At 44.8% G+C, this 26,233-nt stretch carries 17 protein-coding genes and 1 tRNA gene; 8 read left to right on the forward strand and 10 right to left on the reverse strand.

Annotated elements, in window-relative coordinates:
* The first annotated feature begins 12 nt into the window (after positions 1 to 12).
* Both ZYMOP_RS03690 and ZYMOP_RS03695 read left to right on the forward strand, forming a co-directional pair.
* Positions 13 to 1,971 (forward strand): hypothetical protein, encoded by a 1,959-nt coding sequence (locus tag ZYMOP_RS03690; RefSeq protein WP_013934015.1) that lies wholly within the window; start codon positions 13 to 15, stop codon positions 1,969 to 1,971.
* Between the two features lie 30 nt (positions 1,972 to 2,001).
* Positions 2,002 to 4,101 (forward strand): transglycosylase domain-containing protein, encoded by a 2,100-nt coding sequence (locus tag ZYMOP_RS03695; protein ID WP_013934016.1) that lies wholly within the window; start codon positions 2,002 to 2,004, stop codon positions 4,099 to 4,101.
* Positions 4,102 to 4,206: 105 nt separating this feature from the next.
* Here the strand turns inward: ZYMOP_RS03695 and glmU are convergent, their stop codons facing one another.
* The gene (gene glmU / locus ZYMOP_RS03700; protein WP_013934017.1) at positions 4,207 to 5,571 is read right to left on the reverse strand and encodes a bifunctional UDP-N-acetylglucosamine diphosphorylase/glucosamine-1-phosphate N-acetyltransferase GlmU; all 1,365 of its coding nucleotides are present in this window, start codon (positions 5,569 to 5,571) and stop codon (positions 4,207 to 4,209) included.
* A 209-nt stretch (positions 5,572 to 5,780) separates the two neighbouring features.
* On the opposite strand from glmU, the gene ZYMOP_RS03705 reads away from it, so the two are divergent.
* From ZYMOP_RS03705 to ZYMOP_RS03715, 3 genes are all read left to right on the forward strand, one after another.
* Positions 5,781 to 6,482, forward strand: coding sequence for an HAD-IA family hydrolase (locus ZYMOP_RS03705; protein WP_013934018.1), 702 nt, complete (start codon positions 5,781 to 5,783; stop codon positions 6,480 to 6,482).
* 126 nt (positions 6,483 to 6,608) lie between these two features.
* Positions 6,609 to 8,576 (forward strand): autotransporter assembly complex protein TamA, encoded by a 1,968-nt coding sequence (locus tag ZYMOP_RS03710; protein ID WP_252507445.1) that lies wholly within the window; start codon positions 6,609 to 6,611, stop codon positions 8,574 to 8,576.
* A complete protein-coding gene (locus ZYMOP_RS03715; RefSeq protein ID WP_013934020.1) occupies positions 8,576 to 12,862 on the forward strand; it encodes a translocation/assembly module TamB domain-containing protein in 4,287 nt (1,428 codons plus the stop codon). The genes ZYMOP_RS03710 and ZYMOP_RS03715 overlap by 1 nt, the downstream gene beginning before the upstream one ends.
* On the opposite strand, the gene ZYMOP_RS03720 is transcribed toward ZYMOP_RS03715, so the two are convergent.
* The 4 genes from ZYMOP_RS03720 to ZYMOP_RS03735 all read right to left on the reverse strand — a co-directional run bounded on the left by ZYMOP_RS03720 (position 12,859) and on the right by ZYMOP_RS03735 (position 18,081).
* Positions 12,859 to 14,103 carry a multidrug effflux MFS transporter gene (locus ZYMOP_RS03720; RefSeq protein WP_013934021.1) on the reverse strand — a complete coding sequence of 415 codons (1,245 nt, stop codon included), beginning with the start codon at positions 14,101 to 14,103 and terminating at the stop codon, positions 12,859 to 12,861. The genes ZYMOP_RS03715 and ZYMOP_RS03720 overlap by 4 nt on opposite strands.
* 192 nt (positions 14,104 to 14,295) lie before the next feature.
* Positions 14,296 to 15,708, reverse strand: coding sequence for a type I glutamate--ammonia ligase (glnA, locus tag ZYMOP_RS03725; protein WP_013934022.1), 1,413 nt, complete (start codon positions 15,706 to 15,708; stop codon positions 14,296 to 14,298).
* 99 nt (positions 15,709 to 15,807) lie between these two features.
* Positions 15,808 to 16,146, reverse strand: coding sequence for a P-II family nitrogen regulator (locus ZYMOP_RS03730; protein WP_013934023.1), 339 nt, complete (start codon positions 16,144 to 16,146; stop codon positions 15,808 to 15,810).
* A gap of 135 nt (positions 16,147 to 16,281) precedes the next feature.
* Positions 16,282 to 18,081: an aminopeptidase P family protein gene (locus tag ZYMOP_RS03735; RefSeq protein WP_013934024.1), complete on the reverse strand. Its 1,800-nt coding sequence runs from the start codon at positions 18,079 to 18,081 to the stop codon at positions 16,282 to 16,284.
* Positions 18,082 to 18,200: 119 nt separating this feature from the next.
* Here ZYMOP_RS03735 and ZYMOP_RS03740 point away from each other — a divergent pair, with 119 nt between their 5' ends.
* From ZYMOP_RS03740 to ZYMOP_RS03750, 3 genes are all read left to right on the forward strand, one after another.
* Complete coding sequence (locus ZYMOP_RS03740; protein WP_013934025.1) at positions 18,201 to 20,285, forward strand: S9 family peptidase; 2,085 nt, start codon at positions 18,201 to 18,203, stop codon at positions 20,283 to 20,285.
* A gap of 150 nt (positions 20,286 to 20,435) precedes the next feature.
* A tRNA-Ser gene (locus ZYMOP_RS03745) sits at positions 20,436 to 20,527 on the forward strand.
* Between the two features lie 308 nt (positions 20,528 to 20,835).
* Entirely contained in the window at positions 20,836 to 21,663 is an 828-nt protein-coding gene (locus ZYMOP_RS03750; protein ID WP_013934026.1) for a hypothetical protein, read from the forward strand.
* A 110-nt stretch (positions 21,664 to 21,773) separates the two neighbouring features.
* Here ZYMOP_RS03750 and ZYMOP_RS03755 read toward each other — a convergent pair whose 3' ends face one another.
* The 5 genes from ZYMOP_RS03755 to ZYMOP_RS03775 form a co-directional block, all read right to left on the reverse strand.
* Positions 21,774 to 22,100, reverse strand: coding sequence for a TM2 domain-containing protein (locus ZYMOP_RS03755; RefSeq protein ID WP_013934027.1), 327 nt, complete (start codon positions 22,098 to 22,100; stop codon positions 21,774 to 21,776).
* Positions 22,101 to 22,285: 185 nt separating this feature from the next.
* On the reverse strand, positions 22,286 to 23,092 hold the full coding sequence (locus ZYMOP_RS03760) for an HpcH/HpaI aldolase/citrate lyase family protein (RefSeq protein ID WP_013934028.1): 807 nt from the start codon (positions 23,090 to 23,092) through the stop codon (positions 22,286 to 22,288).
* Positions 23,092 to 23,964 carry an HTD2 family dehydratase gene (locus tag ZYMOP_RS03765; RefSeq protein ID WP_013934029.1) on the reverse strand — a complete coding sequence of 291 codons (873 nt, stop codon included), beginning with the start codon at positions 23,962 to 23,964 and terminating at the stop codon, positions 23,092 to 23,094. Before ZYMOP_RS03765 ends, ZYMOP_RS03760 begins: the two co-directional genes overlap by 1 nt.
* A gap of 72 nt (positions 23,965 to 24,036) precedes the next feature.
* Positions 24,037 to 25,215 (reverse strand): acyl-CoA dehydrogenase family protein, encoded by a 1,179-nt coding sequence (locus ZYMOP_RS03770; protein ID WP_013934030.1) that lies wholly within the window; start codon positions 25,213 to 25,215, stop codon positions 24,037 to 24,039.
* A gap of 314 nt (positions 25,216 to 25,529) precedes the next feature.
* Positions 25,530 to 26,225 carry an MgtC/SapB family protein gene (locus tag ZYMOP_RS03775; protein WP_013934032.1) on the reverse strand — a complete coding sequence of 232 codons (696 nt, stop codon included), beginning with the start codon at positions 26,223 to 26,225 and terminating at the stop codon, positions 25,530 to 25,532.
* Positions 26,226 to 26,233 lie beyond the last annotated feature (8 nt).

The following is a 26,233-nucleotide window of genomic DNA, read 5'->3' on the forward strand; positions in this document are numbered from 1 at the left end:
AGCTTTCTCTGAATGATAAAAAATACGTCCTATTCCGATAAAAAGCTGTCACTATTTCGGCGGGCTTCTCGCTATGACAATTCCCAAAAAGGACTGTGGGACTATCTCACTGTTTACCATTGGCGGGCGATTACGCTGATTTTTTGGCTGATTACAGCGGGCTTTTTACTTTATATGCACCGCCACGGAATTCATTGGCTTTCCCTATCGGATACGGACGACAATCTGCGTTTTGCCGAGGTACAGGATTGGTTGCATGGGCAAAAATGGTTTGATCTGGAACAGCATCGGTTAAACCCCCCTCAAGGGGCTAATATTCACTGGTCGCGGCTGGTTGATATTCCTATTGCAGCCTTAATACTTCTGACCCAGCCTTTTCTTGGAACAGGGGGTGCTACTCGTTTTGCGGTGGCTGTGGCACCGCTTTTACCCCTAGGTGTCATCTTTTTTGGAAATGCCCTTACCTGTCGTCGTTTAATCGGGCCACATAGTTTTCTGATCGCGAATGGCCTGTTATTATGTGCGGGTATCGCCTTGGGCATGTTTCTTCCCCTTAGAATTGACCATCATGGTTGGCAGCTGGCTTTTTTAAGCTTGATGATCGCGGGTAATGCGGATCCTGATTTTAAAAGAGGGAGCCTAACCGTTGCGATTGCCTCCACGCTTTCGCTTATCATCGGCCTTGAAATGTTGCCTTATATTGCATTGACCGGCGGCATGCAGACTTTATTTTGGGTAGCCAATATTCAGCGCGCCAAAGGACTAAGCTATTACGGTCTGACCTTAGCCTTTACCAGTTTTGTCGGCTGGTTGGCTTTTGCTTCTTATGCCAATCGTGGGCCAGTTTGTGATGCCCTATCGCCCGTCTGGTTAAGTGTCACTGTTGGTGGTGGCCTCTTACTCGCTTTAATAACACGCTTGCGAGGGGATTGGCCCTTACGCTTCATAGCCGCCTTTATTGTAGGGATTATCATTGCTACCGGTTTTTCTTTGGCATGGCCGCATTGCCTTGGCCGCCCCGAAGGTATTTCGCCCGAACTAAATGACCTATGGTTATCCCATGTCGGGGAAGCAAAACCTGTTTATACGCGTGATCTTAAAGTTATTATTCTTATTTTATCGCTTCCTGTCGTTGGAATAATCGCGCTTTTGCCAGCCTTATGGTGTAACCGATCATCGTTACGGATCGGCGGTTGGATAACGGTATTTCTTACATTTACAGCCGCTTTTGTAATGACCGCATGGCAAACACGAACAGCACCCGCTGCTCAGATATTAGCATTGCCTAGCTGTTGCTGGATCGTCATGCAGCTATGGCAGGGTATAAAAGTAGATAGGCCATGGAAAAGTAATTTATGGAGAAGTGTGACACTGCTTCTGCTGCTTTCTATTATAACCACCTTTTTACCTAGTCGATTAGTAGCTTGGTTGCATCCCGATCAGAAAAAGACAAAATCTTTGGGTTTAATTTCCAAATCACCCACCCACTCTAGAAAAACGAAATCCGAGAAAGAGAGCCCCTCCTATCCAACGCCCTCAACACCTCATCCAGAACGGCGCTGTCCGACAATTCCAGCGCTTCAGGCTATTGAGGCATTGCCCCCTGCCACTATTTTAACTTTTGTCGATTTTGCCCCAAGACTGATTGCGATGACCCATCATCGTGCAATAGCAGGCCCCTATCATCGTAATGGTACAGCCATTCTTGATGTACATCATGCTTTTCGGGGTAGTCAGCAACAGGCTGAAAATATTATAAGACGCCATGCCATTAGTCTGGTATTAGTTTGTCCGGGTATGCCCGAATCCTCAATTTATCTTAACGAAGCTAAAAATGGATTCTATGCGCAACTTGCGAAGGGTCAGGTGCCGTTATGGCTTGAAGCCGTGCCGTTACCTCAAAACTCCCCTTTTCTTTTATGGCGCGTCAAAGATCGTGACACACCTAATCCCCGTCATCACAATCCGTGATACTCTCTTCTCTCTGTAATTGACCATGAAATGAGCCGCTCCTTTTCTAAACGTCCAACATCTCCACGCCGCTCGAAAAGAAAAATCCTGCATAGCTTCTTGATAGCTGGCGGGATTTTAGGCGCTGTCGTCATCGCTTTGGCGGTTCTTTTAGGGATAGCGGTCTATACTACTAAGAGTACGCTGCCCGATTTTGATAAACTGAAAGCGTCTCCGAATGGTCAAACCATTCGAGTGCATGCCAATGATGGCACAGTTATTGTCAATATGGGGCCGGGTTATGGACGCTGGATCCCTTATAACGAGATTCCCAAATCTATGACCGAGGCGATGATTGCTACAGAAGATCGTCGCTTCCGTTATCATCTTGGTGTCGATCCCATCGGTATGCTTCGGGCCGTTGGGATAGCCGTGCTACATCATGGACAAGGCCGCCGTTGGCAGGGCGCCTCCACCATTACCCAACAGCTGGCACGGAATGTCTTTCTGACCAATAATTACAGCTTTGCCCGTAAAATTCGTGAAGCCATGCTTGCCCTCGCCTTGGAGCAGAAATTCACGAAAAACCAAATTCTAGAACTCTATCTTAATCGGGTTTATTTTGGCGGTGGTGCGTATGGTATAGATGCCGCATCCCGTAAATTTTATAATCACCCAGCGACTCAGCTGTCTTTGCCAGAAGCGGCTATTATTGCAGGTTTGGTAAAGGCCCCTTCCAATTATTCCCCGACGGCTGATCCCGAGGCTGCAATCGGACGCGGAAGAGTGGTCTTGGGGCTGATGGCAGAACAACATCTGATAAGCCCGACAGAACAAATTAACGCCGATCCTGAAAATGTTGGCTTATCCTCTGAACCGCATCAAAACGGGGTACGTTACTTTACAGATTGGGCCTTAGCCCAGCTTGATTCCTTGATCGAAACCAGTACTGAACCGATTGACGTGTGGACGACTCTTGATCTTACGATGCAAAGAGCAGCGGATACCACCATTCAAAACGCAACCCCTAAAGGGGCACAAGGTGCTCTTGTGACGCTTGATACCGATGGTGCAGTTCGAGCGATGGTCGGGGGACGCGATTATGTTTCTTCTATTTATAACCGTGCGACGCAGGCCACGCGCCAACCCGGTTCCGCTTTCAAGCTATTTGTCTATTTGGCCGCTTTGGAAAATGGCGTTAAACCGGACGATCGTATCGTCGATGAACCCGTCACGATCAACGGTTGGAGCCCGCGGAATGCCTCCCGTCATTTTTCGGGCGACATCAATATTCGCACCGCTTTTGCCTTTTCCCTTAATACTATTGCCGCTAAATTAGGTAATCAGGTCGGCTTCAATACCGTGGCAGCAATGGCGCAAAGATTGGGTATTACTACCCCGATTGATGTGGTGCCTTCTATGGTGCTGGGAACCTCGGATGTGCGCCTTATTGATATGACACGCGCTTTTGCCGTTGTTGCCCGAAAGGGCATCGCGGTAACGCCTTATGGAATCAGCCGCGTTACGACAAGTTATGGTAAACTCCTTTATCAACATTCAACCGATGAAGATCGGGTCTTATTAGCCCCTTGGGTGGCCGCCGAAATGACTGATTTGTTGCAAACGGCTGTGGCAACGGGCACCGCACGGGCAGCACAAATCGGACGTCCTGTGGCCGGTAAAACGGGAACCACCTCGTCCAATCATGACGGATGGTTTATCGGCTTTTCCAGCGGCCTAACAACCGGCATTTGGATGGGGCGTGATGATTCAAAAACAGTACCCGGTCTATCAGGTGGCCACGCTCCTGCGGCTGCTTTCTCGCAATATATGCGGGTTGCTGTTGCAGATCGACCTGTCATGCCTTTTGAAACGCAAGTTACCTTGCCCGATACCCAAGTCGAGCCTGACGATGAAGCTTATTTCGGCGATGCTGCATCGTCTCAATCTGTCAATGGGACAGCAACTGATAGCGTCTCCTCCCCCGCACCGTCCGATGGCCATGCAGAGGCAACTCCACCACCTTCATCACAGATTAAACCAGCAGAAAAAATGCCAACGAGATTAGATTCCGGTAAAGAAAAACCTGCCTCTAATGATCAGGCATTGGATAAAAAATGGTTGGATAATGTTCTGGGTCAGAATGAATAGATAAACCCTTTAATGAAAGGGTGAATCTAAAAAACATACCGGCGGTATTTATACCGCCGGTATATCTGTTTCATTCAAATAAATTAAATCAAACTTTTAAAGCGATTATTTTTTCGCTTTGTCCTTGCTTTTATGAGCACGGAAGGCCTTCGCCCATAAAGATTTATTTTCTTGCCGCCCGCGTGCAATGGCCAAGGCATCATCAGGCACATTGCATGTCACGATAGAACCAGCAGCAATAATAGCCCCTGCACCGATACGCACGGGCGCAACCAAAGCACTATTTGAACCGATAAAGGCATTTTCCCCGATTTCTGTTCGGTATTTACCAAAACCATCATAATTGCAGGTTATCGTTCCGCCGCCTATATTGGCACCTGCGCCAATGGAAGCATCCCCGATATAGGTTAAATGATTAACCTTGGCGCCTTTTTCGACCTTGGCCTTTTTTATTTCGACAAAATTGCCGACTTTGGCTTTCTCGGCAATATCCGCCCCTGGACGTAAACGCGCAAAGGGTCCGATTTCGGCTTTTTCAGCAACCTCAGCCCCTTCAATATGACTAAAAGCGTGAATAGTAACGCCATCGCCAATCTTTACTTCAGGTCCAAAAAACACCTGCGGCTCAATAGTAACATCGCGTCCGATTTTTGTATCATAGCTGAACCATACAGTTTCAGGCGCGACTAAAGAAGCGCCTTCTTCCATAACCCTTGTACGTTTTCTAGTCTGCCAAACCGTTTCCAACTGCGCCAATTCAGAACGGTTGTTAACTCCAGTGACTTCCCATGCTTCTGCTTCAACGGTGACGGCGACATCACCATCCACTAAGGCCAACATAACAATATCCGGTAAATAATATTCACCTGCCGCATTATTATTTTTGACCCGATCCAGTAAGGGCCACAGGTCAGCTGACCTTATGGCGAGTAAACCGCTGTTACAAAGATTTATTTGCCGCTCTTTTGGATTAGCGTCTTTGTACTCAACCATTTTTACAATATGATTGTTCTCACCCGTCAGAATACGGCCATATTGACGAGGATCATCAGGACGAAAGGCTAGAACTGCAACTTTCGGTTTATCCGCTTGATGGAGACGGCTCAATAAATGTTGGATCGTTTTTGGTTGCACTAAAGGAACATCGCCATAAAGAATGACAATGTCCCCTTTAAATTCTTCCAAGGCTGATTTAGCCTGATTAACAGCATGGGCCGTGCCTAATTGCTCATTTTGGGTAACCGGCGTGACAGACAGCGACATTTTTTCAAGATAGCGCTCTACCTGATTCCGTCCAGAACCTGTTACAAGAATGGTATAAACCGGTTCAAGCGGTGCAATAGTTTCAAGCACCCAACCCAAAAGCGGACGACCGGCTAAGGGATGCAAGATTTTATGGATATCGGAACGCATTCGTGTTCCCTTACCCGCAGCAAGGATAACAGCAGAAAAAGGCTTATGAGTAGTCATAACAAAAACTCTCCTATAGCGGGCTATTGCCACGAACTTCTTGCCATTTCCAGAATGCGATCTCACTTATTTCAAGGATAAAGACCGCTATTACCTGATGGCTATCTTTCATTTTTCAGCTAAATCGCCTTCAATTTTCTGTATTTCGCCAATTTTTTTGGAAAAAGGCGAATAAAATCTATTATTCAGTCAGGGACCCTTTACACATCATGACCCAATTTCCTTTTAGTGTCGTCGGCTTTGATCTTGACGGTACCCTTATCGATAGTTCAGCGGACCTTCATGCGGCTCTTGATTATGCTTTGACTGAAATGGGACGACAAGTGCCCCCACAAGAACAAGTTGAAAAGATGATTGGAAAAGGCATTCGACAATTACTGGAACAAGCCTTGGAGGCAACCGGCGGAAAAGATGATACGCTGATCGCGCGGGGTTTCCCCCTGATGCTAGAATATTACAAAAAGCATGTCCTCGTTTATACCGAACCCTTTGAAGGCGTTGAACCGGCTTTGAAAGAATTGAAGGCACGTGGTGTAAAGCTTATTATCTATACGAATAAACCCGAATGCTTAGCACGACCTATTATCGCACAATTAGGATGGTCCTCTTATTTTTCTATGATTATCGGAGGAGATAGCTATCCCGTCCGAAAACCAGATCCACGACCACTTTTAGAGGCTATTAGGACGTTAGGTGGTGGAAAAGCAGCCTTTGTCGGGGATTCTATCACGGATGTGAAGACAGGTCATAACGGTCATTTGCCAGTCATTTTAGTAAGCTTTGGATATTCTGATGTTCCGGTTAAAGCGCTGGGGGCTGATCAAATTATCGATGATTATCATGAATTAATACCGGCATTAGCCAGCCTACAAAAGGTTGATATGTTGTTATCTTCTGAAAAGCCCGATTGAATGGGGCTTTTTATAAAGCGGCTTTTCTTTTTTCAGCGGCTTTCTTTTGGGCTAAGTATTTTTTTGCGATGTCCACCCTCATGGTTTATCGCCGTGCTTATCCTTTTTATTTATATTGAACCGCTTATGGCTAAGCCTGAGCCTGCAAAAAAACCGCTATCCAGTGAGAATACAGTTAATATTGATGCCCCCCTTGAATCTTGGCCTGATCTTGGGGTGGACTGGCCCGATTTGAATGCACCTGATATTAAAAGCGATAATAACGAGACCACGCTTCAGCCTGCTGTCAAAATACCGGATAAAAAAATTATATCCTCTCAACAAGATAAAACAAACTCTGCCTCTTATGTTTCAGAGAATGTTTCTGGCTATCATTATAAGGTAAAAATAATAGGTTTACCGTCCCATGATCACACATGGTTAACACGTTTTAACAGCGTATCTACCCTTTATACGCTCCGTCGCAAGCGGGCTAATATGGCCCAAATTCATCGTCGTATTCGAGACGACAGTATCAGCTTAACCACAATTCTACAAACGAGCGGCTATTACGATGCCGAAGTTCAATCTGAAATGACGCCCATACCTGAAAAGCACAAAATTACTATCGCTTTTATTGTCCATGCTGGGCCACTTTATCGCTTTTCAGAAGTGCAGTTAACGGGTTTGGACAAACAGGATACACCCCAATTAGGTTTGCAGCATATCTATCCTTTACATCAGGATGATCCTGTTGATCAGGGAAAGATCATTGCAGCCAATCAACAGCTTGAAAAACAATTGGGACATCTGGGTTTTCCTTTCGCGAAGATTTCACCACCCGATATTATCGTAGATCATAAAACCCTTTCTGGCAGCATGACGATGAATATCGATACAGGGCAACAACAACGTTTCGGTCAGATTATTCTTAAAGAGAATAGCCGCCCGATAGATGTTCAGCATTTCAATGAAATAGCCCGTTTCCATCCGGGAAAGGTTTATGATTCCCAATTAATTGACGATTTAAGAAGAGCCGTTATTCAAACCAGCCTTGTTTCTACTATTCAGCTAACTCCGGTTCCAGATCCCAACCATCCGAATATTACAGATATTGTCGTTTCTACCGAAAAAGCGCCTCTTCATACGATTGCAGGCACTATTGGATATGGAAATGGTGAAGGGGTTAGATCAGATGTCAGTTGGACACATCGTAATATGGTCAAACCTGAAGGGGCAGTTACTTTTTCAGGTATTTTAGGTACCCGTGATCAAGGTGTCGGGGCAGCGCTAAGACAAGGAAACAAAGGCGCGCGTGATAGAATTCTTTCCTCCAGTTTATCCGTTCTCCATACGAAAAGACGCGCCTATGACGCCCGTACAGCGACTTTATCCGCAAGTTTTGAGCGGGAAACTAATATCATTTGGCAAAAGAAATGGATATGGTCGATTGGCGGACAATTTATCGCTTCAGATGAAAAAGATAATGCCTATTCTGCGAATGGTGCAGGGCGACGTCAATATTTGATTGCAGCCTTACCGGGAGAGCTCGGCTATGATAGCAGTGACAACCTCCTAAATCCGACACGCGGTATCCGACTGAGCGCCCATGCTTCGCCGGAAATTTCTTTTTTACATAAAACGGTGCCCTATGTTCGAACCCAAATTGATGCCAGCGGTTATCAACCGCTTGGAGAAAATATTGTTTTGGCTGGGCGTGTAAGATTGGGTTCTATTGTCGGTAGTAGCAGTAGCGATCTTGCCCCTTCCCGTCGCTATTATGTCGGAGGCGGTGGCTCGGTTCGGGGATTCAGCTATCAAGCAATCGGCCCTTTAAATGCGAATAGACAACCCCTCGGTGGTTCCAGTATGGCTGAATTTTCAATCGAGACGCGCTTTCGGTTCGGGGATTTGGGCATCGTTCCTTTTTTAGATGCCGGTAATCTTTATACCTCGACCTTACCGCGTTTCAGTAGTTTGCGTTTAGGCACAGGCATCGGGTTACGTTATTATACCAGTTTCGGCCCAATGCGGGTGGATTTGGGAACTCCGCTACATCGTCGTGCCGGTGAAAACCGGATTGGTGTTTATGTTTCTTTAGGACAAGCTTTCTGATGGAAAAGCGGACGGATATTCCTCCTTCCACAGATAAAACGGAAAGCGCCGCCTCCCTTGATGGGGATAAGAACGGATTTTCTAAAAATTCGGGTCATAAAAAATTGATAAGGCTATCAGGGTGGCTAAAATTAGCGGCCTTTTTACTGGCAATAATGCTGTTTATTCCCAGTGTCTTGATATTTTTCATAGATTCCAGCCTTGGTCATCAGCTTCTTATTAAAGAACTTAGACGACAGCATTTACCTAATGGTCTCCATTTTTCTGCTAGCAGCCTTGAAGGCTCTATTTGGCATAAAATGGTTATCCATAACTTACGTTTCTATGATCTTGATGGCATTTTTCTAGAAATACCCCAAGTTAATCTTGATTGGCATTTATGGTCTTTATGGAATCATCATTGGGATATACGTTTATTACAAGCTAATGCTGCCCATTTATATCATCTGCCGCATTTACGGACACAGGGGAAACCTTTCCGTCTCCCCAATAATTATATTCGTATTGATAACTTCGCTATTCTCCACCTTGAAGTTGACCGTCCCCCTTCAAAAAACAGTCAGGATAGAAAAAATCCTCTGCCTATAGTCACGATCAAGGGAAAAGCGCTGACTACTAAAGGGCAACTGACCACTAATTTTAGTATTCTTTCCACTTTAGCCGATGATGTGCGTTTTTTGATTGATATTAATCCAGCACATAATCAATTTTCGATGAAAGCGGCTGTCACGGCACCCGCCAAAGGCGTCATTGCTCAATTAGGGGGATTTGATAAAGGTATAACCGCTGATTTGGGTGGCCAAGGGCAGTGGCAAAGCTGGCAGGGTCATCTGCGCGCTTTTTTCGACAAAACAGCCTTAGCGAACATCCAATTAACGAAAAATATGGGTGATTGGCATATTGAAGGTATCGCCCATCCTGCACTCATGACGGGGAAAAATACGGCACGCCTATTAGGGTCAGAAAGCTATATTAATGCCCATATCCATCAAAAAAACCGTCTATTCGAGGGTAATCTCAAATTTTTATCGCCCACCCTTCAGATAGAAGCCAAGGGCGGAATGGATTTTGATAAACGTCTTTATAACTCAGTTGTGGTTGAGACCCAATTAAAACAGGCCGAAGCGCTGGATGCCAAGATGCGCGGCGAACACATCATTCTTACTAATCATCTGGAGGGTTCATTTGATAAAGCCCATCTAGCCTATCAGTTAAAGGCGCATTGGCTATCCTTTGGTAAAGAGCGTTACGAAGATGCAACCTTAGCGGGTGACATGAACTTATCGCAAGGCTTCTCTGCTATACCGTTAAAACTCACGATCCGCCACATTGCAGAAACAGATCGCACAACAGAAGATTTAACCCGTGATTTGGAATTAAATGGCCTCTTTGATATTCGTAATAGCCACCTAATCAGTGATAAAGTTACCCTTACTTCTCATTTTTTGCAGGGTCATGCGACTCTTGATATCAACCTAAAAGACGGTGCGTATAAGGCGCATATTTTATCGGACATCCATCGTTACCCTATTCCCCATTTTGCCCTTTTAAATATCAAGGGTGATATTCAGGTTGATCATCCGGCAAACGCTCCGGGGGTAAAAGCGACAGGTCATCTGGCGGCCAGCACAGAAAATTTTGAAAATAATTTTTTGCGGGGTCTCATGGAAGGGACACCTATTCTTGATACTGATTTTATTCGCCAGATTGAGGGTACTACCTATTTCAGTAAGATGATTTTACGGTCTCCAGCGCTTCAACTCGCCATGAAAGGAGAACGGGAGAATACAGCAGGCAATCCGCTTCATCTTGTAGGGCAAGGCCATCACCGTAGCTACGGTCCGCTTATCACGTTAAAACTGGACGGTGATATTGCGCATCCCGAGGTAGCTTTATTATTAGATCATCCGGTAGATAGTCTTGGTTTAAAAACAGTAACTTTAAATTTACAACCGACCGCCAGCGGATATGATTGGCAGAGTCATGGCGGTTCCAATTTGGGAAATTTTTCAGGAAAAGGTCGGATTGAAATTCCACCGAATCCTAGCCAACCAACGATAATTAATGTCCAAGGCTTAGAAGTATCTGAATCTCGTCTTACTGGTAATTTGACAGCCGTAGGCCATGGCGTCAATGGACAGCTTTTATCCACGGGGGCACTTACAGGTAAAATTGATTTCCAAGTACCGGTGGTTGCAACAGCAGATAATCAACAACAAATTCGTGTTAACCTAGCGAGTGATCACGGGCATTTAGGGGGTGTTGTTGAAGCTTCTATCCGTCACGGTATGATCAATGCCGATATTCAACTTGGTCAGAATAGTGCTATTATTAACGGAAATGTATCGGGTGAAGAAATTAAAGGAAAATTGCTCGAAATCGGCCAATTAAAAGGCGATTTTCATCTTAACCGCGATAATGGTTTCTTGCATATTATAGCCCAAGGTAATCATGGACAACCTTTTACACTAGATAGTACCGCCCATTTAAAGGGTGATCAGATTACGATTGAAGGTCAGGGTAGTATCGCCCACATTGGTCTTCAACTGACAAAGTCAGCCCGTATTACCAAAGATAAAGAAGGCTTTCATCTTGATAAAAGCCAACTTCAGATTATCGGAGGCGGCAGTGCGTCCTTACAAGGTTATTTAGGGCAAACTAAAAATGAAGGCCAGATTACACTTGAAAAAATTCCGCTTACCTTGTTGGATGTTATCCATCCCGGATTAGGTCTTGGCGGTTATAGCTATGGGCAAATTACATGGCAACAAAATCAGAATACCCCGTTAAATGGTGCTGCCCATATTACAATGCGTGGTTTGACACGATCGGGTGTTTTTCTATCTTCTAGACCTATTGATGCCGGTATTGCCGCGGTTCTTAATCCTGAAAAGTTAGCCTTTCGAGCTGTTGTAAAGGATAGCAACCAGATCGTTGGACAGGCACAAGGCGAATGGTTAAAAGATAAAAATTCAACCGCGCCTATCGCGACACAAGTCCGAAAAATGCCTCTTAGGGCACAATTGCGGTTCCGCGGTGCGAGCGAAACTTTATGGCGTCTATTAGGGATAGATAATCTTGATATTTCTGGCCCCATAGCCTTGGCTGTTGATGCCCATGGTAATCTCGATAATCCAGTTTTAACCGGAAAACTCCTAATGAATCGTGGTCGTTTAGAAGGGACGACCAGCGGAACAGTCATTGACCATATCCAAATGCAAGGTGATTTCGGACAAGACAGCTTAATCATTAATCATTTTACGGGGGATACCGCTAATAAAGGCCATGTTGAAGGCATGGCAACTATTGATTTTAAAGCACCGCAAGGCATCGGATTAGCTATTCGTCTGAAAGCTGATGATGCTTTGGTTATTAATCGTGATGATTTTAGAGCAACCGCATCCGGCGATATAAATATAGATTCACAAGGTGATGGGGGACGGATCAGTGGCGATCTTCAAATCAGACGGGCTAATTATCAACTAGGTCAGACATCAAGCACCACGATTCCCCGCCTACCGATCAAAGAGATTAATCGACTAGAGGAACCGACTATCGTCGATACTCCGCATAAAGATTGGTCTCTTGATTTGAAAACACATGCCCGTAACCGTCTGAATGTCACAGGTATGGGGTTAGATAGTGAATGGCGTGCAGAACTTGAAATTACCGGAACGCTGGAAAATCCTTCTGTTCGGGGAAGAACAGATCTTATCCGCGGAAATTATGATTTTGCAGGACGACGTTTTACCCTTGATCGGGGGAATATCCGTTTTCAAGGCGAGGTGCCCGTCGAACCGGCACTTGATATAACCGCACGGGCAACCCTTAATTCTGTTGATGCTACTATCCATGTCACAGGTACCGCGTTCAAGCCTGAAATCAATTTTACCAGCACGCCTGCGATGCCTGAAGATGAGTTATTGGCACAGTTACTTTTTGGTAGTTCCATCACGAATTTATCTGCACCAGAGGCTTTACAATTAGCCAGCGCTCTTAATCAGCTGCGCCACGGCGGCGCCAATGTGGATCCTATCAACAATGTCAGAAAACTGGTAAGGCTAGATCGCTTAAGGATTACATCTTCTAGCCAAAACAGCCAAAAAACAGCGGTGGCCGCCGGTAAATACATCGGGCGGCACACCTATGTAGAAGTCGAAACAGATGGTCAGGGATATTCACTGACCAGCGTTCAATTCCAAATAAATCGTTGGTTATCTTTATTGTCCTCTGTCTCTACCCTTGGCCGATCGAGTGGAAATATTCGTATTTCAAAGGATTATTAACTTTCCCGAGAAATAAACAAACGCCCCCGCTCTACCCACAAGACAAAAATTAAAGCGATACAGCCATAAAAGGCATTTCCGAAAGTCACCGGTAGAGGCGTACCATTATAGGCTTGTCCGATCAGGGTGCCTAACAATGACCCTCCAACTAACCAGAAAAAGCCCTGAATAGAGGAAGCCATACCTGCAATATGTCCAACAGGTTCCATAGCAATAGAGCCAAAATTAGAAACAGCCAGAGAGAAGAAAAACATTGTTAATCCTTGCATCAGGATAAAAACCCAAGGCGTTTCCAGATTATTTAATACCAGCAAACTATGCAGAGCAGCTGTAACAATCAGCATCAAAAGTGCAAAATGCCCTAAACGATGCATCCCTACTTTTTCTACAATTGAAGAGTTCACCACGGAGGCGAAAATAATAAAGACGCCCCCGCCAGCAAAAGCGAGCGTGAACATCTGCGGTGTATTGAAATAATCTATAAATATCTGTTCAACAGAATAGATATATCCCAGCAAACCGCCCTCTATTAAAGTCAGTGCTAAGGTATAGCCCATTACTGTCCGGTTAGTAAAAACCACACGTGCTGCTTGAAAAATTTCAGTGACATCCAACCCGCGTCGATCTTCTGGATGTAATGTTTCAGGTAAGGCGCGCGTAACCAATAAAAACATGACTAAGGCGGATAAAGCCAAAAATATAAAGATGCCCTGCCATGGAGCGATTTTTAGAATCAAGGCACCAATAGTCGGCGCTAAAATCGGAACACCCATAAAAATGATAACGGCTAAAGACATTACCTTAGCCATTTTGCGTCCAGAAAAACAGTCACGGACAATAGAGGTCGCCAGAACACGGGAACAGGCACCGGCCATGCCCTGCAATATTCTTGCAGCAATCATCACTTTAAAACCGGAAGAAAAGGCTGCAAACAGGCTGGTCGCTATAAATAAACCATAACCATATAATAATACAGGCTTGCGCCCAAATCTATCGGATAGAGGACCGTAAAAAAGCTGAGCGACACCAATACCCGTAATATAAACAGCAATGATCCATTGCTGCTGATTAGGATCAATAATATCAAGGCTTTTGCTGATTGCAGGTAAAGCCGGCAGCATGGCATCGGTAGCAAGCGCCGGAATAGCCATCATTCCGGCGATTAAGGCAACAAAGGCTGGAAAAGATAAGGGCTGGCATCCTCTTTCCGCCGGACGTTCATGGCCTGTCGTTACAGCCATAAGATACCTCTTTTCTAAAATTATACAGCGGACGCTCAATATTTATGCGACTGAAAGCTGGAAAGAAAAAATACCGTAAAATAATTTAAAAAACATTCACTATAAAAAAACAGGAGATGCCCAGTAAGTTCCGGACATCCCCTCAATAAAATTAAATATCTGTTTTCTAACAGATCTATTTTATTTTGATTATTAAACTGAATAATACATTTCGAATTCAACCGGACTTGGTGCCATTTCCCAACGGGTAACCTCAGCACGCTTGATTTCGATATAAGATTTAATCTGATCTTCAGTGAAAACATCACCTTTGGTCAAGAATTCATAGTCCTCAGCCAATGAATCAAGCGCTTCACGCAGAGAAGCCGCAACCGTAGGCACTTTTGCTAATTCTTCTTCTGGCAGATCATAAAGATTGCAATCCATAGCGTCACCAGGATGAATCTTGTTCTGGATACCATCAAGACCAGCCATCAACAAAGCGGCATAGCAAAGATAAGGATTGGCCGTGGCATCAGGGAAGCGGATTTCAACGCGCTTGGCTTTATCCCCTGCACCATAAGGAATGCGGCAAGAAGCGGAGCGGTTACGGGCAGAATAAGCCAGCAATACAGGCGCTTCAAAACCCGGGACCAGACGCTTGTAGCTGTTGGTTGATGGATTCGTTAAAGCGTTAATGGCTTTGGCATGGCGGATAATACCACCGATGAAATAAAGCGCATTTTCAGAAAGACCGGCATATTCAGAACCGGCGAAAGTCGGCTTGCTACCATCCCAAATAGAAATATGGGTATGCATACCTGAACCATTATCACCTGGGATCGGCTTTGGCATAAAGGTTGCCGTCTTACCATAGGCCTGGGATACCTGATGAACGACATATTTATAGACCTGCATACGGTCAGCCGTCTGCGTCAGGGTGCCAAAAGTTAACCCTAATTCATGCTGAGCAGGGGCAACTTCATGATGATGCTTATCCATAGGCAAGCCCATTTCCAGCATCGTGGAAACCATTTCACCACGAATATCAACCGCAGAATCGATTGGAGCCACGGGGAAATATCCCCCCTTGACACCCGGACGATGGGCAAGGTTGCCATTCTCATAGTCACGGCCACTATTGGTCGGTAATTCGATATCATCAACGCGATAAAAGCTACCATTGTAACCGGTATCAAAGCGAACATCATCAAACAGGAAGAATTCAGCTTCTGGCCCGATATAAACTGTATCCCCCAAACCCAAGGTTTTTACATAGGATTCAGCGCGCTTAGCCGTAGAACGAGGATCACGACTATAAAATTCGCCGGTAGCGGGTTCAACCACATCACAGATTAAAATCAGCATGGGTGAAGCAGAAAAAGGATCAATATAGAAAGCGTCAAGATCAGGCTTTAAGATCATGTCACTTTCATTGATCGATTTCCAACCTTCGATGGAAGAACCGTCAAACATGAAACCATTATTCAGGTCATCTTCACCGATTACGGTGCTTGACATGGTAAGGTGCTGCCATTTGCCTTTGGGGTCGGTAAAACGAAGATCGACCCAGTCGATTTCTTTTTCCTTAACAAGCTTAATCAGATCAGATGCCGAATTGGCCATAATGCGAATACCCTTTGAATGTCCTTACTGGGATCAATAGACAAGAAAAACGAGTGTAACTAGCCCAAAAGCCAGTTGTTTACAATTCACCGATTATGCTTAGATGGCTTCAGGTCCTCTTTCACCGGTGCGAATACGGACCGCATCCAAAATCTCACTTACAAAAATTTTACCGTCACCAATACGGCCGGTTCTAGCCGCCGTCGTAATGGCTTCGATAATACTTTCTACCAACTCGTCAGGTACCACTGTCTCCAGTTTTACCTTGGGCAGAAAATCCACTACATACTCGGCGCCGCGATACAGTTCAGTATGCCCTTTCTGGCGGCCATAGCCACGGGTTTCTGTAATAGTAATACCGGATATACCTGCATCAGTCAGCGCAGCCTTCACATCTTCCAGTTTAAAAGGCTTAATGACGACTTCGATTTTTTTCACAAGCGCATCCTCTATATCGCGCATTCAAACGCATTGATATTAGTGAGTAGCTTTGCTTCTAGCAAGGATTCTATAAAATAGCGCGAATATCTTGCCGATTTTTTCACTGTTCTCCCGAAACGATGCTCTCCTTCCTTAGCTTGCTAGGGGCAAAGTCATCTCTTTTAGCCATGTCGATTCTTCTTCTGACAGAAAAGGAGAGAGCCGCTGGCGAACATCTGCATGGTAGTTATCAAGCCAATTTATATCCGATTCGCTCAGTAATGAAATATCGATCAGATGACGATCTATCGGCGCAAAATTCAGGGTCTCAAATCCTAGGCATTCTTTTTCAGCATTGGTTATTTTAACCGGTTTAACCAGTAAAAGATTTTCTATACGGATGCCATAAGCGCCTGTTTTATAGTAGCCCGGTTCATTAGAAATAATCATACCAGACTGCAAAACTTCACTACCTCCTGAGAAGGCACCCCCAGAAGGTGAAATGCGCTGTGGCCCTTCATGAACTGATAAAAAGGCCCCTACCCCATGCCCCGTTCCATGGGCATAATCCAGCCCGGCCTGCCATAAATACTGACGGGCAAAGCTATCAAGCTGTGCCCCACAAACCCCCTTCGGGAACACCGATTGCGCTAAAGCAATATGTCCCTTTAATACCAGCGTAAAACGCTGTTTCATCTCTTGGGTAGGCGTGCCGATAATAACCGTTCGGGTAACATCAGTAGTCCCATCCTGATATTGCCCACCCGAATCTACCAAATAAATTTCATTATTCTTTAGCGGCAGATTACTCGCTTCGGTAACGCGATAATGCGGTATTGCACTATGGGGCCCTACCGCAGAAATCGTTTCAAAGGATACGTCGACCAAGGCACCCGTATCTTTTCTAAACTCCAATAATTTTTCAGCTGCCGATAATTCGGTTAAACTACCCTTGGGGGCTGTTTGGGATAACCAGTAAAGAAATCGTGTTAAAGCCGTACTATCCCGTAATTGAGCATGGCGATGCCCTTGGATTTCTGTCGCATTCTTAATAGCTTTTTTTAATATAACAGGATCACGAACTTCAATAATCTGGGCATTTCCGGCCTTTAACAAGGCGGAGATGGCCATGACCGAGTGTTCAGGATCAAGCGCCACATACTTTTTAGAGAAATTTTTAAGGGCGGCGGCAAAATCAGAACGGTCATGGATACGAATATCAGGCCCAAGATGCGCTTTTAGGGCCTCATCAATTTTTGAAAGATCAATAAACAGATCAGCCGATGCATCTTTATGGATAAAGGCAAAGGCCAAAGCTACCGGCGTACAGCTGACATCTCTGCCTCGGATATTAAAAATCCATGCGATCGAATCCAACGCCGTTAAAACCAAGCTATCCGCTTTTATTTCTTCAAGCCATTGGGCAATATCCTGCCGTTTTTTAGCCGATGTGCAGCCTGCCAAATTGTCGGGCTGGATAAAAACAGGCGCTTGCGAAGGAAGCGGCCTTCCCTGCCAAATATTATCTATAGGATTAGACTCAACCGCTATTAAATGGATACCGGAAGACTCAAGAAGAAGGCGGGTTGATTTTTCCCAACCACTACTGGCCAACCACGGATCATACCCCACTCGATCCCCCGATTTTAGATGGGAGGCCGCCCATCGTACGGGATTATCGCGCGGTGGCGTTCCATAAGACCATATATCGGGATCTGTTTGTTCACGCACCTGAATAGTATATCGTCCATCAACAAAGATAGCGGCACCGTGTTCTAAAACGACAGCCGAGCCTGCCGAGCCTTCAAAGCCGGTCAACCATGCCAGTCGTTGAGCATAAGCCCCGACATATTCGCTCATATGCTCATCCGTTAAGGGAACAAAAAAGCCTTGAAGATTCTGTCGGTGCAGCTCTTCTCTTAATGCTTTTAAACGCTGCATATGACTGGACATGTTTTTCCTTCAGCCTATCTTTTGATAAAATACTGATAACATTACTATCCGACGCTGTCAGATACTATCTCTGAGATAAAAGGCAGCCGTTGGAAAGTATCTTTAAAAGGGAGTTTCCTGTGTCCCGACCGTCTTTCAATTCTGAGGACTCCACCATAGCTGCTCCTGTAGCTAAACAACATCCGTATCAATTTGAGCGTTACGGCCAAATTATTCATGACAACTATGCATGGCTAAAAGACCCCCATTATCCCACGGTCGATAATCCCGAAATTCTCGATTATCTCAAAGCGGAAAATGCCTTTTTTGAACAACAAATGGCGCCTCATGCGCCTTTGACCAAAAGTCTGTTTGCAGAGATGAAAGCGCGGCTACAAGAAGACGAACAGGCTGTACCGTGGCAAGATGGCGACTATCTTTATTGGTGGTCTTTTCGGCCAGGCGGACAATATCGGGCATGGTACCGTCAATTGCGGGATCAAGAAGGAAACGATCAACTTCTTATTGATGAAGCGGCCGAAGCCGAAGGCCATGAATATTTTCGTATGGGAACACTGGCTATCAGCCCTGATGGTAATTTAGCAGCATGGTCGTGTGATACGAATGGGGCCGAACGATTTACTTTAAAAATACGCGATCTCGAAAGCGGCCAAGACATCGAAACGATCACCGAGGTCATGAATGGGCGTGTGGTCTGGTCTGCTGATTCAAAAGCGCTTCTTTATACCGAGGTCAACGAAAATTGGCGCAGCTATCGCGCTCTGCGTCACATCATTGGACAGGATATAGCAACAGATCGTGAAATCTATCGCGAACAAGATGATGGTTTCAGAATTTCTCTTTCACGCTCTCAAGATCGTCAATGGGTGTTCCTTGAAACGGGCAATCATCAAACCAGTGAAGTCTATCTGATTCCTGCGGATGATATTGATGCGACTCCCGATATTGTTAGCCCTCGCAAGACAGGACGTCTGTATTCAATGGATAGTGGTCAGGATAAGTTCTGGATTCTGACCAATGACGAGCACGTCAATTTTAGATTAGCCAGCGCTTCCTTTGAGGATCCTGGAAATTGGCAAACAGAAATAGCCGGTTCTGATCAGCTTTACCTGACAGGGCTGCACGCATTTTCGCGCCATCTGCTTCTTTCTGCCAGAAAAGCAGGTCTTGACCAGATTATTCTACGCAATACGGACGGTAAATTAGAATTTATAGCCTTTCCAGAAGCAAGCTATAGTGTGGGACTGGACCATAATCCTAGTTACGATCCGGTCTGCTATCGCCTCCGCTATGAATCTATGGTCACACCACCTACCATTTATGATTATGATCCCGATAGTCGGCAGCTCCATACTTTGAAAATACAAGAAGTTCCTTCGGGCTATGATGCCGATGCTTACACTAGTGAACGATTGATGCTCCCTGCGCGTGATGGGGTATTAGTCCCTACCACTGTAGTTTATCGGAAAGATTTCAAAAAAGACGGTCAAGGAAAATTGTTACTCTATGGCTATGGTGCTTATGGTATCAGCATTGCGCCTTATTTTTCGACCAGTCGCCTAAGCTTGCTTGATCGGGGTTTTGCTTATGCTATCGCCCATATCCGCGGCGGCGATGATTTGGGTTACCAATGGTATCTTGATGGTAAGTTAGAAAAACGTTGGAATAGTTTCCATGATTTTACGGATGTTGCCAAAGGTCTTATCGCGCACAAATTTACTGTCGCTGGCAATATCGCTATTCATGGAGGCTCAGCCGGTGGCGAATTGATGGGGGTCGTCAGTAATACAGATCCCGAATTATGGGGCACTGTGGTAGCAGAAGTTCCCTTTGTCGATGTTTTGAATACGATGCTGGATGAAAGCTTGCCGCTAACCCCGGGAGAATGGCCAGAATGGGGCAACCCTATTACGGATGAAAAAGCTTTCTCGCTTATTCTTTCCTATAGTCCCTATGATAACGTAAAGGCCCAAGCTTATCCGCCCATGTTAATTACGGGCGGTCTGAATGATCCCCGGGTAACCTATTGGGAACCCGCCAAATGGACAGCGCGGCTTCGTGCAACCAAATCCGATGATAATGAGCTACTTTGTAAAATCAATATGGGGGCAGGCCATGGCGGTAAATCTGGTCGCTATGCCCGTTTAGAAGAAACAGCCGAGGCCTATAGCTTTATTCTTACCCATATAAAGCCTTCCTCCTAAAATAAACCTGTAGAGTATGGGGCATAATCAGAGTGATTCAGTCATAAAGTAACTTTTTTATAAAAAAAATTGCTTTTCTTTGCATTGAGTTATTGATCATAGCCAAGGAGATGGTTATAGCCCCTCTCCACAGGCCATCATTTAAGCGCTGGAGACGTGGGTGAGTGGCTGAAACCAACGGTTTGCTAAACCGTCGTAGGGGTACACCCCTACCGAGGGTTCGAATCCCTCCGTCTCCGCCAATTTCTTTTAAAATAAAAATACATGTTTACGCCTCCTCGATACTAAAAGGTCATGAAAATGGGGCGTCTGGTATAATCTTGCCCTGTTTCTTTGATCCTGTGGATAAATATTCTAATCCTAATAAAGGCGTATTCATTAGAATGATGATGGGGATAGGGTAGATAACGCCTACCTATTTGGTTACGCTATAAGAATAAAAATCCCTTTTCTTCTATCCTTCCTCTTAGCGACCGAGCTTTGCCTCGTATCCTGTAATAGTCAGGATGACGAACGCTTCCTTGGACAGCACGCACAGGATCCCGAAGCCTTGAATGATCACTTCGGTAGCGAGGCTGAAAGCCGTTGTTCAGCGGGGGCCAATGACTATTTGAGAAGCGTCGCTGTCAATGATTTCGCATGGGATGACGATACAAAGGGTTTTTTGGGTGTTCGCTTCGATAAGATCAATCGCCAATCAGAAGCGCCTTATGTCATTACATTGATAAGCACCCGCGCCAAGCTATCTAATACTTTCGGTGCTTTTCGACATATCGAACTTTACTGCTCGTATCATGTACTTCAGAAAAAAGTCTTAAGCTACTCTCTTACCAATCCTTTACTTTTGAAGGCCGAATTGAACAATTTCGAGTCCCCTCAAAATTCTTCTCGTTCCATCGAATTCAAATCACAGGATGAACAATCTACTAAAGATGAAACACCCGCGACGGAGGGGACGAATACTGAACAGCCTGCTCCCGATGATTTAAAAACGCGCGCCGAGGCCTTTATATCAGAGTATTACAATGTAGCGGCACAAAACCCTGAACAGGCTATCCCTTGGATGATAGACCACTATACGCAGACGGTCGATTTCTTCGGGAAATCTTTATCTAAAAAAACGATCCTAGACCAAAAACGTGATTATCTCACGCGATGGCCTGACCGATCCTATAAGCTGGTGCCCGGTACCGCCACCAATACATGTGATCGGACGAATATGATCTGTCGGTCAACAGGTACCTTACAATTTGAAGTCCGCAGTCCTAGCCGAGGCGCTCTTTCACGAGGATTAGCTTCTTTCGTGCTTACGATAGATTTTTCAAATTCTGTTCCGTTGATAATGAGCGAAAATAGCCGCGTCCTATCTCGAGAATAAGCCCGTACTATCGAAGATTATCCCTATAACGGGTCAAGTTATGTAAGGAGGCTTTGTGAATGAAAGACGTAATATCATAGTCCTCCCTATAGGGGGTCTATTAACTATTTTTAATATCCATAAATAGCGCGTAATAATTCTTCAAATTTACGAATATTATATCTTTTCACCAGCCCAAATAGAAGTATGGCATCCGTAAGAAGCCATATATATAAAAACATAAGCACTTCTTCTTGGCCATTATTTTCAAATACGAAAAGGCCATATAAAAATGTTATTAATTGAATAAATCCCGATTTATGAGCCCCTACATAAAAACGGTGCGCCCCTAAAACACCGAAAAATAACCATAGAACATAAGCGATAAAAATAGATTTGATGCTATTATTATAGATTAAGCGTAAATTAGGAGGAATATTTTTTAAAAATTCTTCCACATTACTTCTCTACAGAGGCCATATCAGCCTTTTAAATTTGTAATAATTTAACGTTTCTAAAGCAGAACAACCTAACTAAAAATTTACTCAATATTTAAAAAGGACGAAGATATACCGACAAGGCATTCTCCGTCCTGTTAGTCCAATTATAGAAGCTAATTTTAAATTTTTATATCGAATAAATATTAGTTTTTAATTTTTTCAGCGCGCGCCAGAATAGTGCGTGCACGAATACGTACAGGTTCGTCAACCATGGCGCCATCAACCCTTTGCGCCCCTTCGCCACTGGACAATACGCGATGGGCCCATGCGATTTCATTATCATCAGGGAGGAACCCGCGGAATAAAGCCTGTATCTGTCGGGGGTGAATACAAAGCTTGCCCCCGAAGCCTAGACTACGAGCATAGCGCGCATCTGCTTCAATCGGGGCGGGATCATCAATCGTCGTGGTCACCCCATCTAAAGGCGCTATTTTTTTTCCTAACCGTGAAGCCAAAACCAATTCACTCCGGGCAGATAACAAGACTTCACGACTATGCGAACAGCCTAAATCAGCACAAAAATCGATCGATCCAAAAGCTAACCTTTTAACCGGTGGAAATTGAGCTAATTGCCGTGCATCGGCCAAACCCTGTGCGGTCTCAATGAGAGCAATCAAGGCCGTCTTTGAGTTTAAACGCTCGGCAACAGAGGTTAAGGCTAAACTCATTTCTGCCTTTGGAAAAATAACGCCCGCCAGATTGGGAAGCGCTATTACCGCCTCGACATCGGCTTGATGCCAAGGGGTATCTGCGCCGTTAATACGGATAAAAACAGGCAAATCGGTAAAATCTGTGGCTAAAGATGCACGGGCTTTATCTTTATCGCTATCGGCTACTGCGTCTTCAAGATCAATGATGACGGCATCTGCCCCACTGGCAGCAGCTTTGACAAATCTTTCCGGACGAGAAGCCGGAACAAAAATCGGGGCAATACAAGAAAATTTAGCCATTAAAACAAGGCCTCCGCTTTCATCGCCGCTGGCCCATTTTCACGCGCGGTCCATAAGGAGAGCCCTTTTTCATCGGGTGAAGCATTTAATGAAAAATGGGCATTATCAAATAATGGGGCGCGGCTTTGAAAAGAGAACTGCTTAGGGGGCGTACCTTTAACTTTCGCTGCAAAATGGATAAGCAAAGAAGCCTGTAACGGGCCATGCACCACCAAAGCAGGATAATGTTCTTCATTAACTGCATAGTTACGGTCGTAATGAATACGATGGCTGTTAAAGGTAATAGCTGAATAACGGAATAATAGGGGTGTTGTTGGAATAATAGGCTGCGTATATTCGCCTTGATCGGCGGCAGGCGGAGGCGAGGCCGGAGCAGGTGCAGGTGCAGTCGCGGCTTCGCGATAGACAATATCTTGCCGCTCACGGATTTTTATTTCGCCGTTCACCTTGATTTCATGTTCCACAGTGACAAAGCATAAAAGCCCGCTCCGCCCTTTTTTAGGCACAACGTCCACAATACGGCTATGACGACAAATTTTATCCCCGATATGAAGATCATCAAGAAATTTAATGTCACCACCAGCCCACATCCGACGGGGTAAAGGCACAGGAGGTAAAAAATTACCTTTGGCAGGATGTCCATCTGCGCCAAGTTCCGCGCCGGAAACAACCGTAGGGGCTAAACAAAAATGAATAAGCTGGGGCGCAACACTGCCTTCTTCTAAAGAGGAAGGCGGCAAGTCCAAGACCGCGATAAAACGTTTGGTAACTTCGGGGGTGATAACATCTTCTGCTAGGGTCTCACGACCTATCCAGCTCCGTAAAAATGCAACATCCAAATCTGAGGCTTCAGAGGAAGAATGATTCATCATAAAATCCCTTCTTATAAAAAAGGCTGAAGAGTTTCCCCTCCAGCCATAAAACCCTGAAAAATCAGGAAGAACCTAGTAAGAACGGGGCATACCGAGGACATGCTGTCCTAAAAAGGCAAGAATCAAATTCGTTGAAATAGGGGCAACCTGATAAAGGCGCGTTTCACGGAATTTGCGTTCCACATCATATTCTTCGGCAAAGGCAAAACCACCAAAGGTTTGAACACAGGCTTCTGCCGCTGCCCATGATGCTTCGGCAGCCAGCATCTTGGACATATTGGCCTCGGCCCCTGCACGCTCGCCTTTTTCGAACAGATGAGCCGCATGATATACCATTAATTCAGCCGCTCTCATCTGGGCATAAGCACGGGCGATTGGAAACTGAATGCCTTGATTAGCCCCGATGGGACGGCCAAAAACTTCACGTTCATTGGAATAGTCGCGGGCTTTTTCGATAAACCATTTGGCATCCCCAATACATTCGGCAGCGATCAGAACGCGTTCAGCATTCATGCCAGAAAGAATATAACGGAAGCCCTTCCCTTCTTCACCGATAAGGCTGTCGGCAGGAATCTTCATATTATCGAAAAAGATTTCAGTAGTAGAATGATTCATCATCGTGCGGATCGGACGAATCGTCATGCCACCTTCGGCAATAGCCTTTTGCATATCGACCAAGAAAACCGATAACCCATCGGTCTTTTTCTCGACTTTATCTTTGGGGGTCGTACGCGCCAAAAGAAGCATCAAATCCGATTGAACCGCACGAGAAGTCCAGATTTTCTGACCATTAACGATATAATGATCGCCCTGTTTTTCAGCAAAAGTCTTTAAGGACGTTGTATCGGTTCCGCTTGTGGGTTCTGTTACACCAAAAGCTTGCAACCGCAATTCGCCAGAAGCTATCTTAGGGAGATATTTCTGCTTTTGTTGGTCATTACCATGACGCAACAAAGCGCCCATGATGTACATCTGGGCATGACATGCCCCTGCATTACCCCCGCAATGCTGAATTTCTTCCAAGATAGCAGCCGCTGCGGAAAGGGGCAGACCAGAGCCCCCGAACTCTTCGGGAATAAGCGCTGCCAAATAACCAGCATCACTTAGAGTTTTTACGAATTCGGTAGGATAAGCCCCTTCCCGATCCAGTTTACGCCAATATTCCCCGGGGAATTCAGCACATAATTTACGTACCTCATCGCGAATATCAGCATAATCATCTTCTAATGGTTCTAATGGGCTCAACGTCATTTCTCACTCCTCAAATACAGGATCATACGTTTGGCACAGCAGCCACGTAAATCCTATACAATAGAGCATACTTAACATGGCTGTATCTATCGCAAACCAAAAAGCTACTCTAACCTGTTATGGCAATCATATCATGATACCGGTTAGGGAGGTAAAGGAAAAATATTGCAAATTAATCTCTATATTTTAATATTTAATTGTTTTTAAAGAGGATAAATTTATTATAAAATAATAATATGATGCAGTAATCATAAAAATAATGAATTAAATATTCAACATCCTGATTTTTAACAAAAAATTTCAAAATATCTGAATTATAAATCACTATTCCATGCGACATGCTGGACCGCCTCCCATGAGGCAATGTCCTGAATAAGAATATTTAAATCCTTACTGTCTGTAATATTACGGCCTAATCTTATAGTAATTTCATATTTTTTATTATCATTACCTGTCAATTGAACGCCATTAACCTGAAAATTTATTGATTTTAATTTTTCTAATATTTTGTTTTCTACTATAGAAGCATGAGGCTGGTCAGTTGTTACTGTAATAGTATAGGTAGCATCTGATTCCGAATTAGAAATAGGCCAATGATTTACCCATTTTACTAATGGCCTTAAAAGCGTATTGCCCGCTATAACAAAGACGGTCAGCAATAAGGCTACAGCATATTGTCCAATACCGACACAAGTGCCAACAGCGGCTGAACACCATATCGTCGCGGCCGTGTTTAATCCGCGAACATTCATGCCATCCTTCATAATGACACCCGCGCCTAAAAATCCGGTGCCTGAAACGACAGCGGCAATAACGCGAATAGCGTCTGTCGTAGACCCCAGACGTAAACAAAGATTCACAAAGGAAGTGGTCGCTAATACAACTAATATATTGGTACGAAGTCCGGCTATTCGCTGATGAATTTGCCGCTCTAATCCAATGAGTCCTCCCAGAAGAAAAGAGAGGCTATAGGTTATCAAAATTGAAGAAAAATAATGGAAATCAGCCATTTTTAATG

Origin of the sequence: Zymomonas mobilis subsp. pomaceae ATCC 29192 (assembly GCF_000218875.1) — a bacterium.
In the GTDB taxonomy this organism is placed as follows: Bacteria; Pseudomonadota; Alphaproteobacteria; order Sphingomonadales; family Sphingomonadaceae; genus Zymomonas; species Zymomonas pomaceae.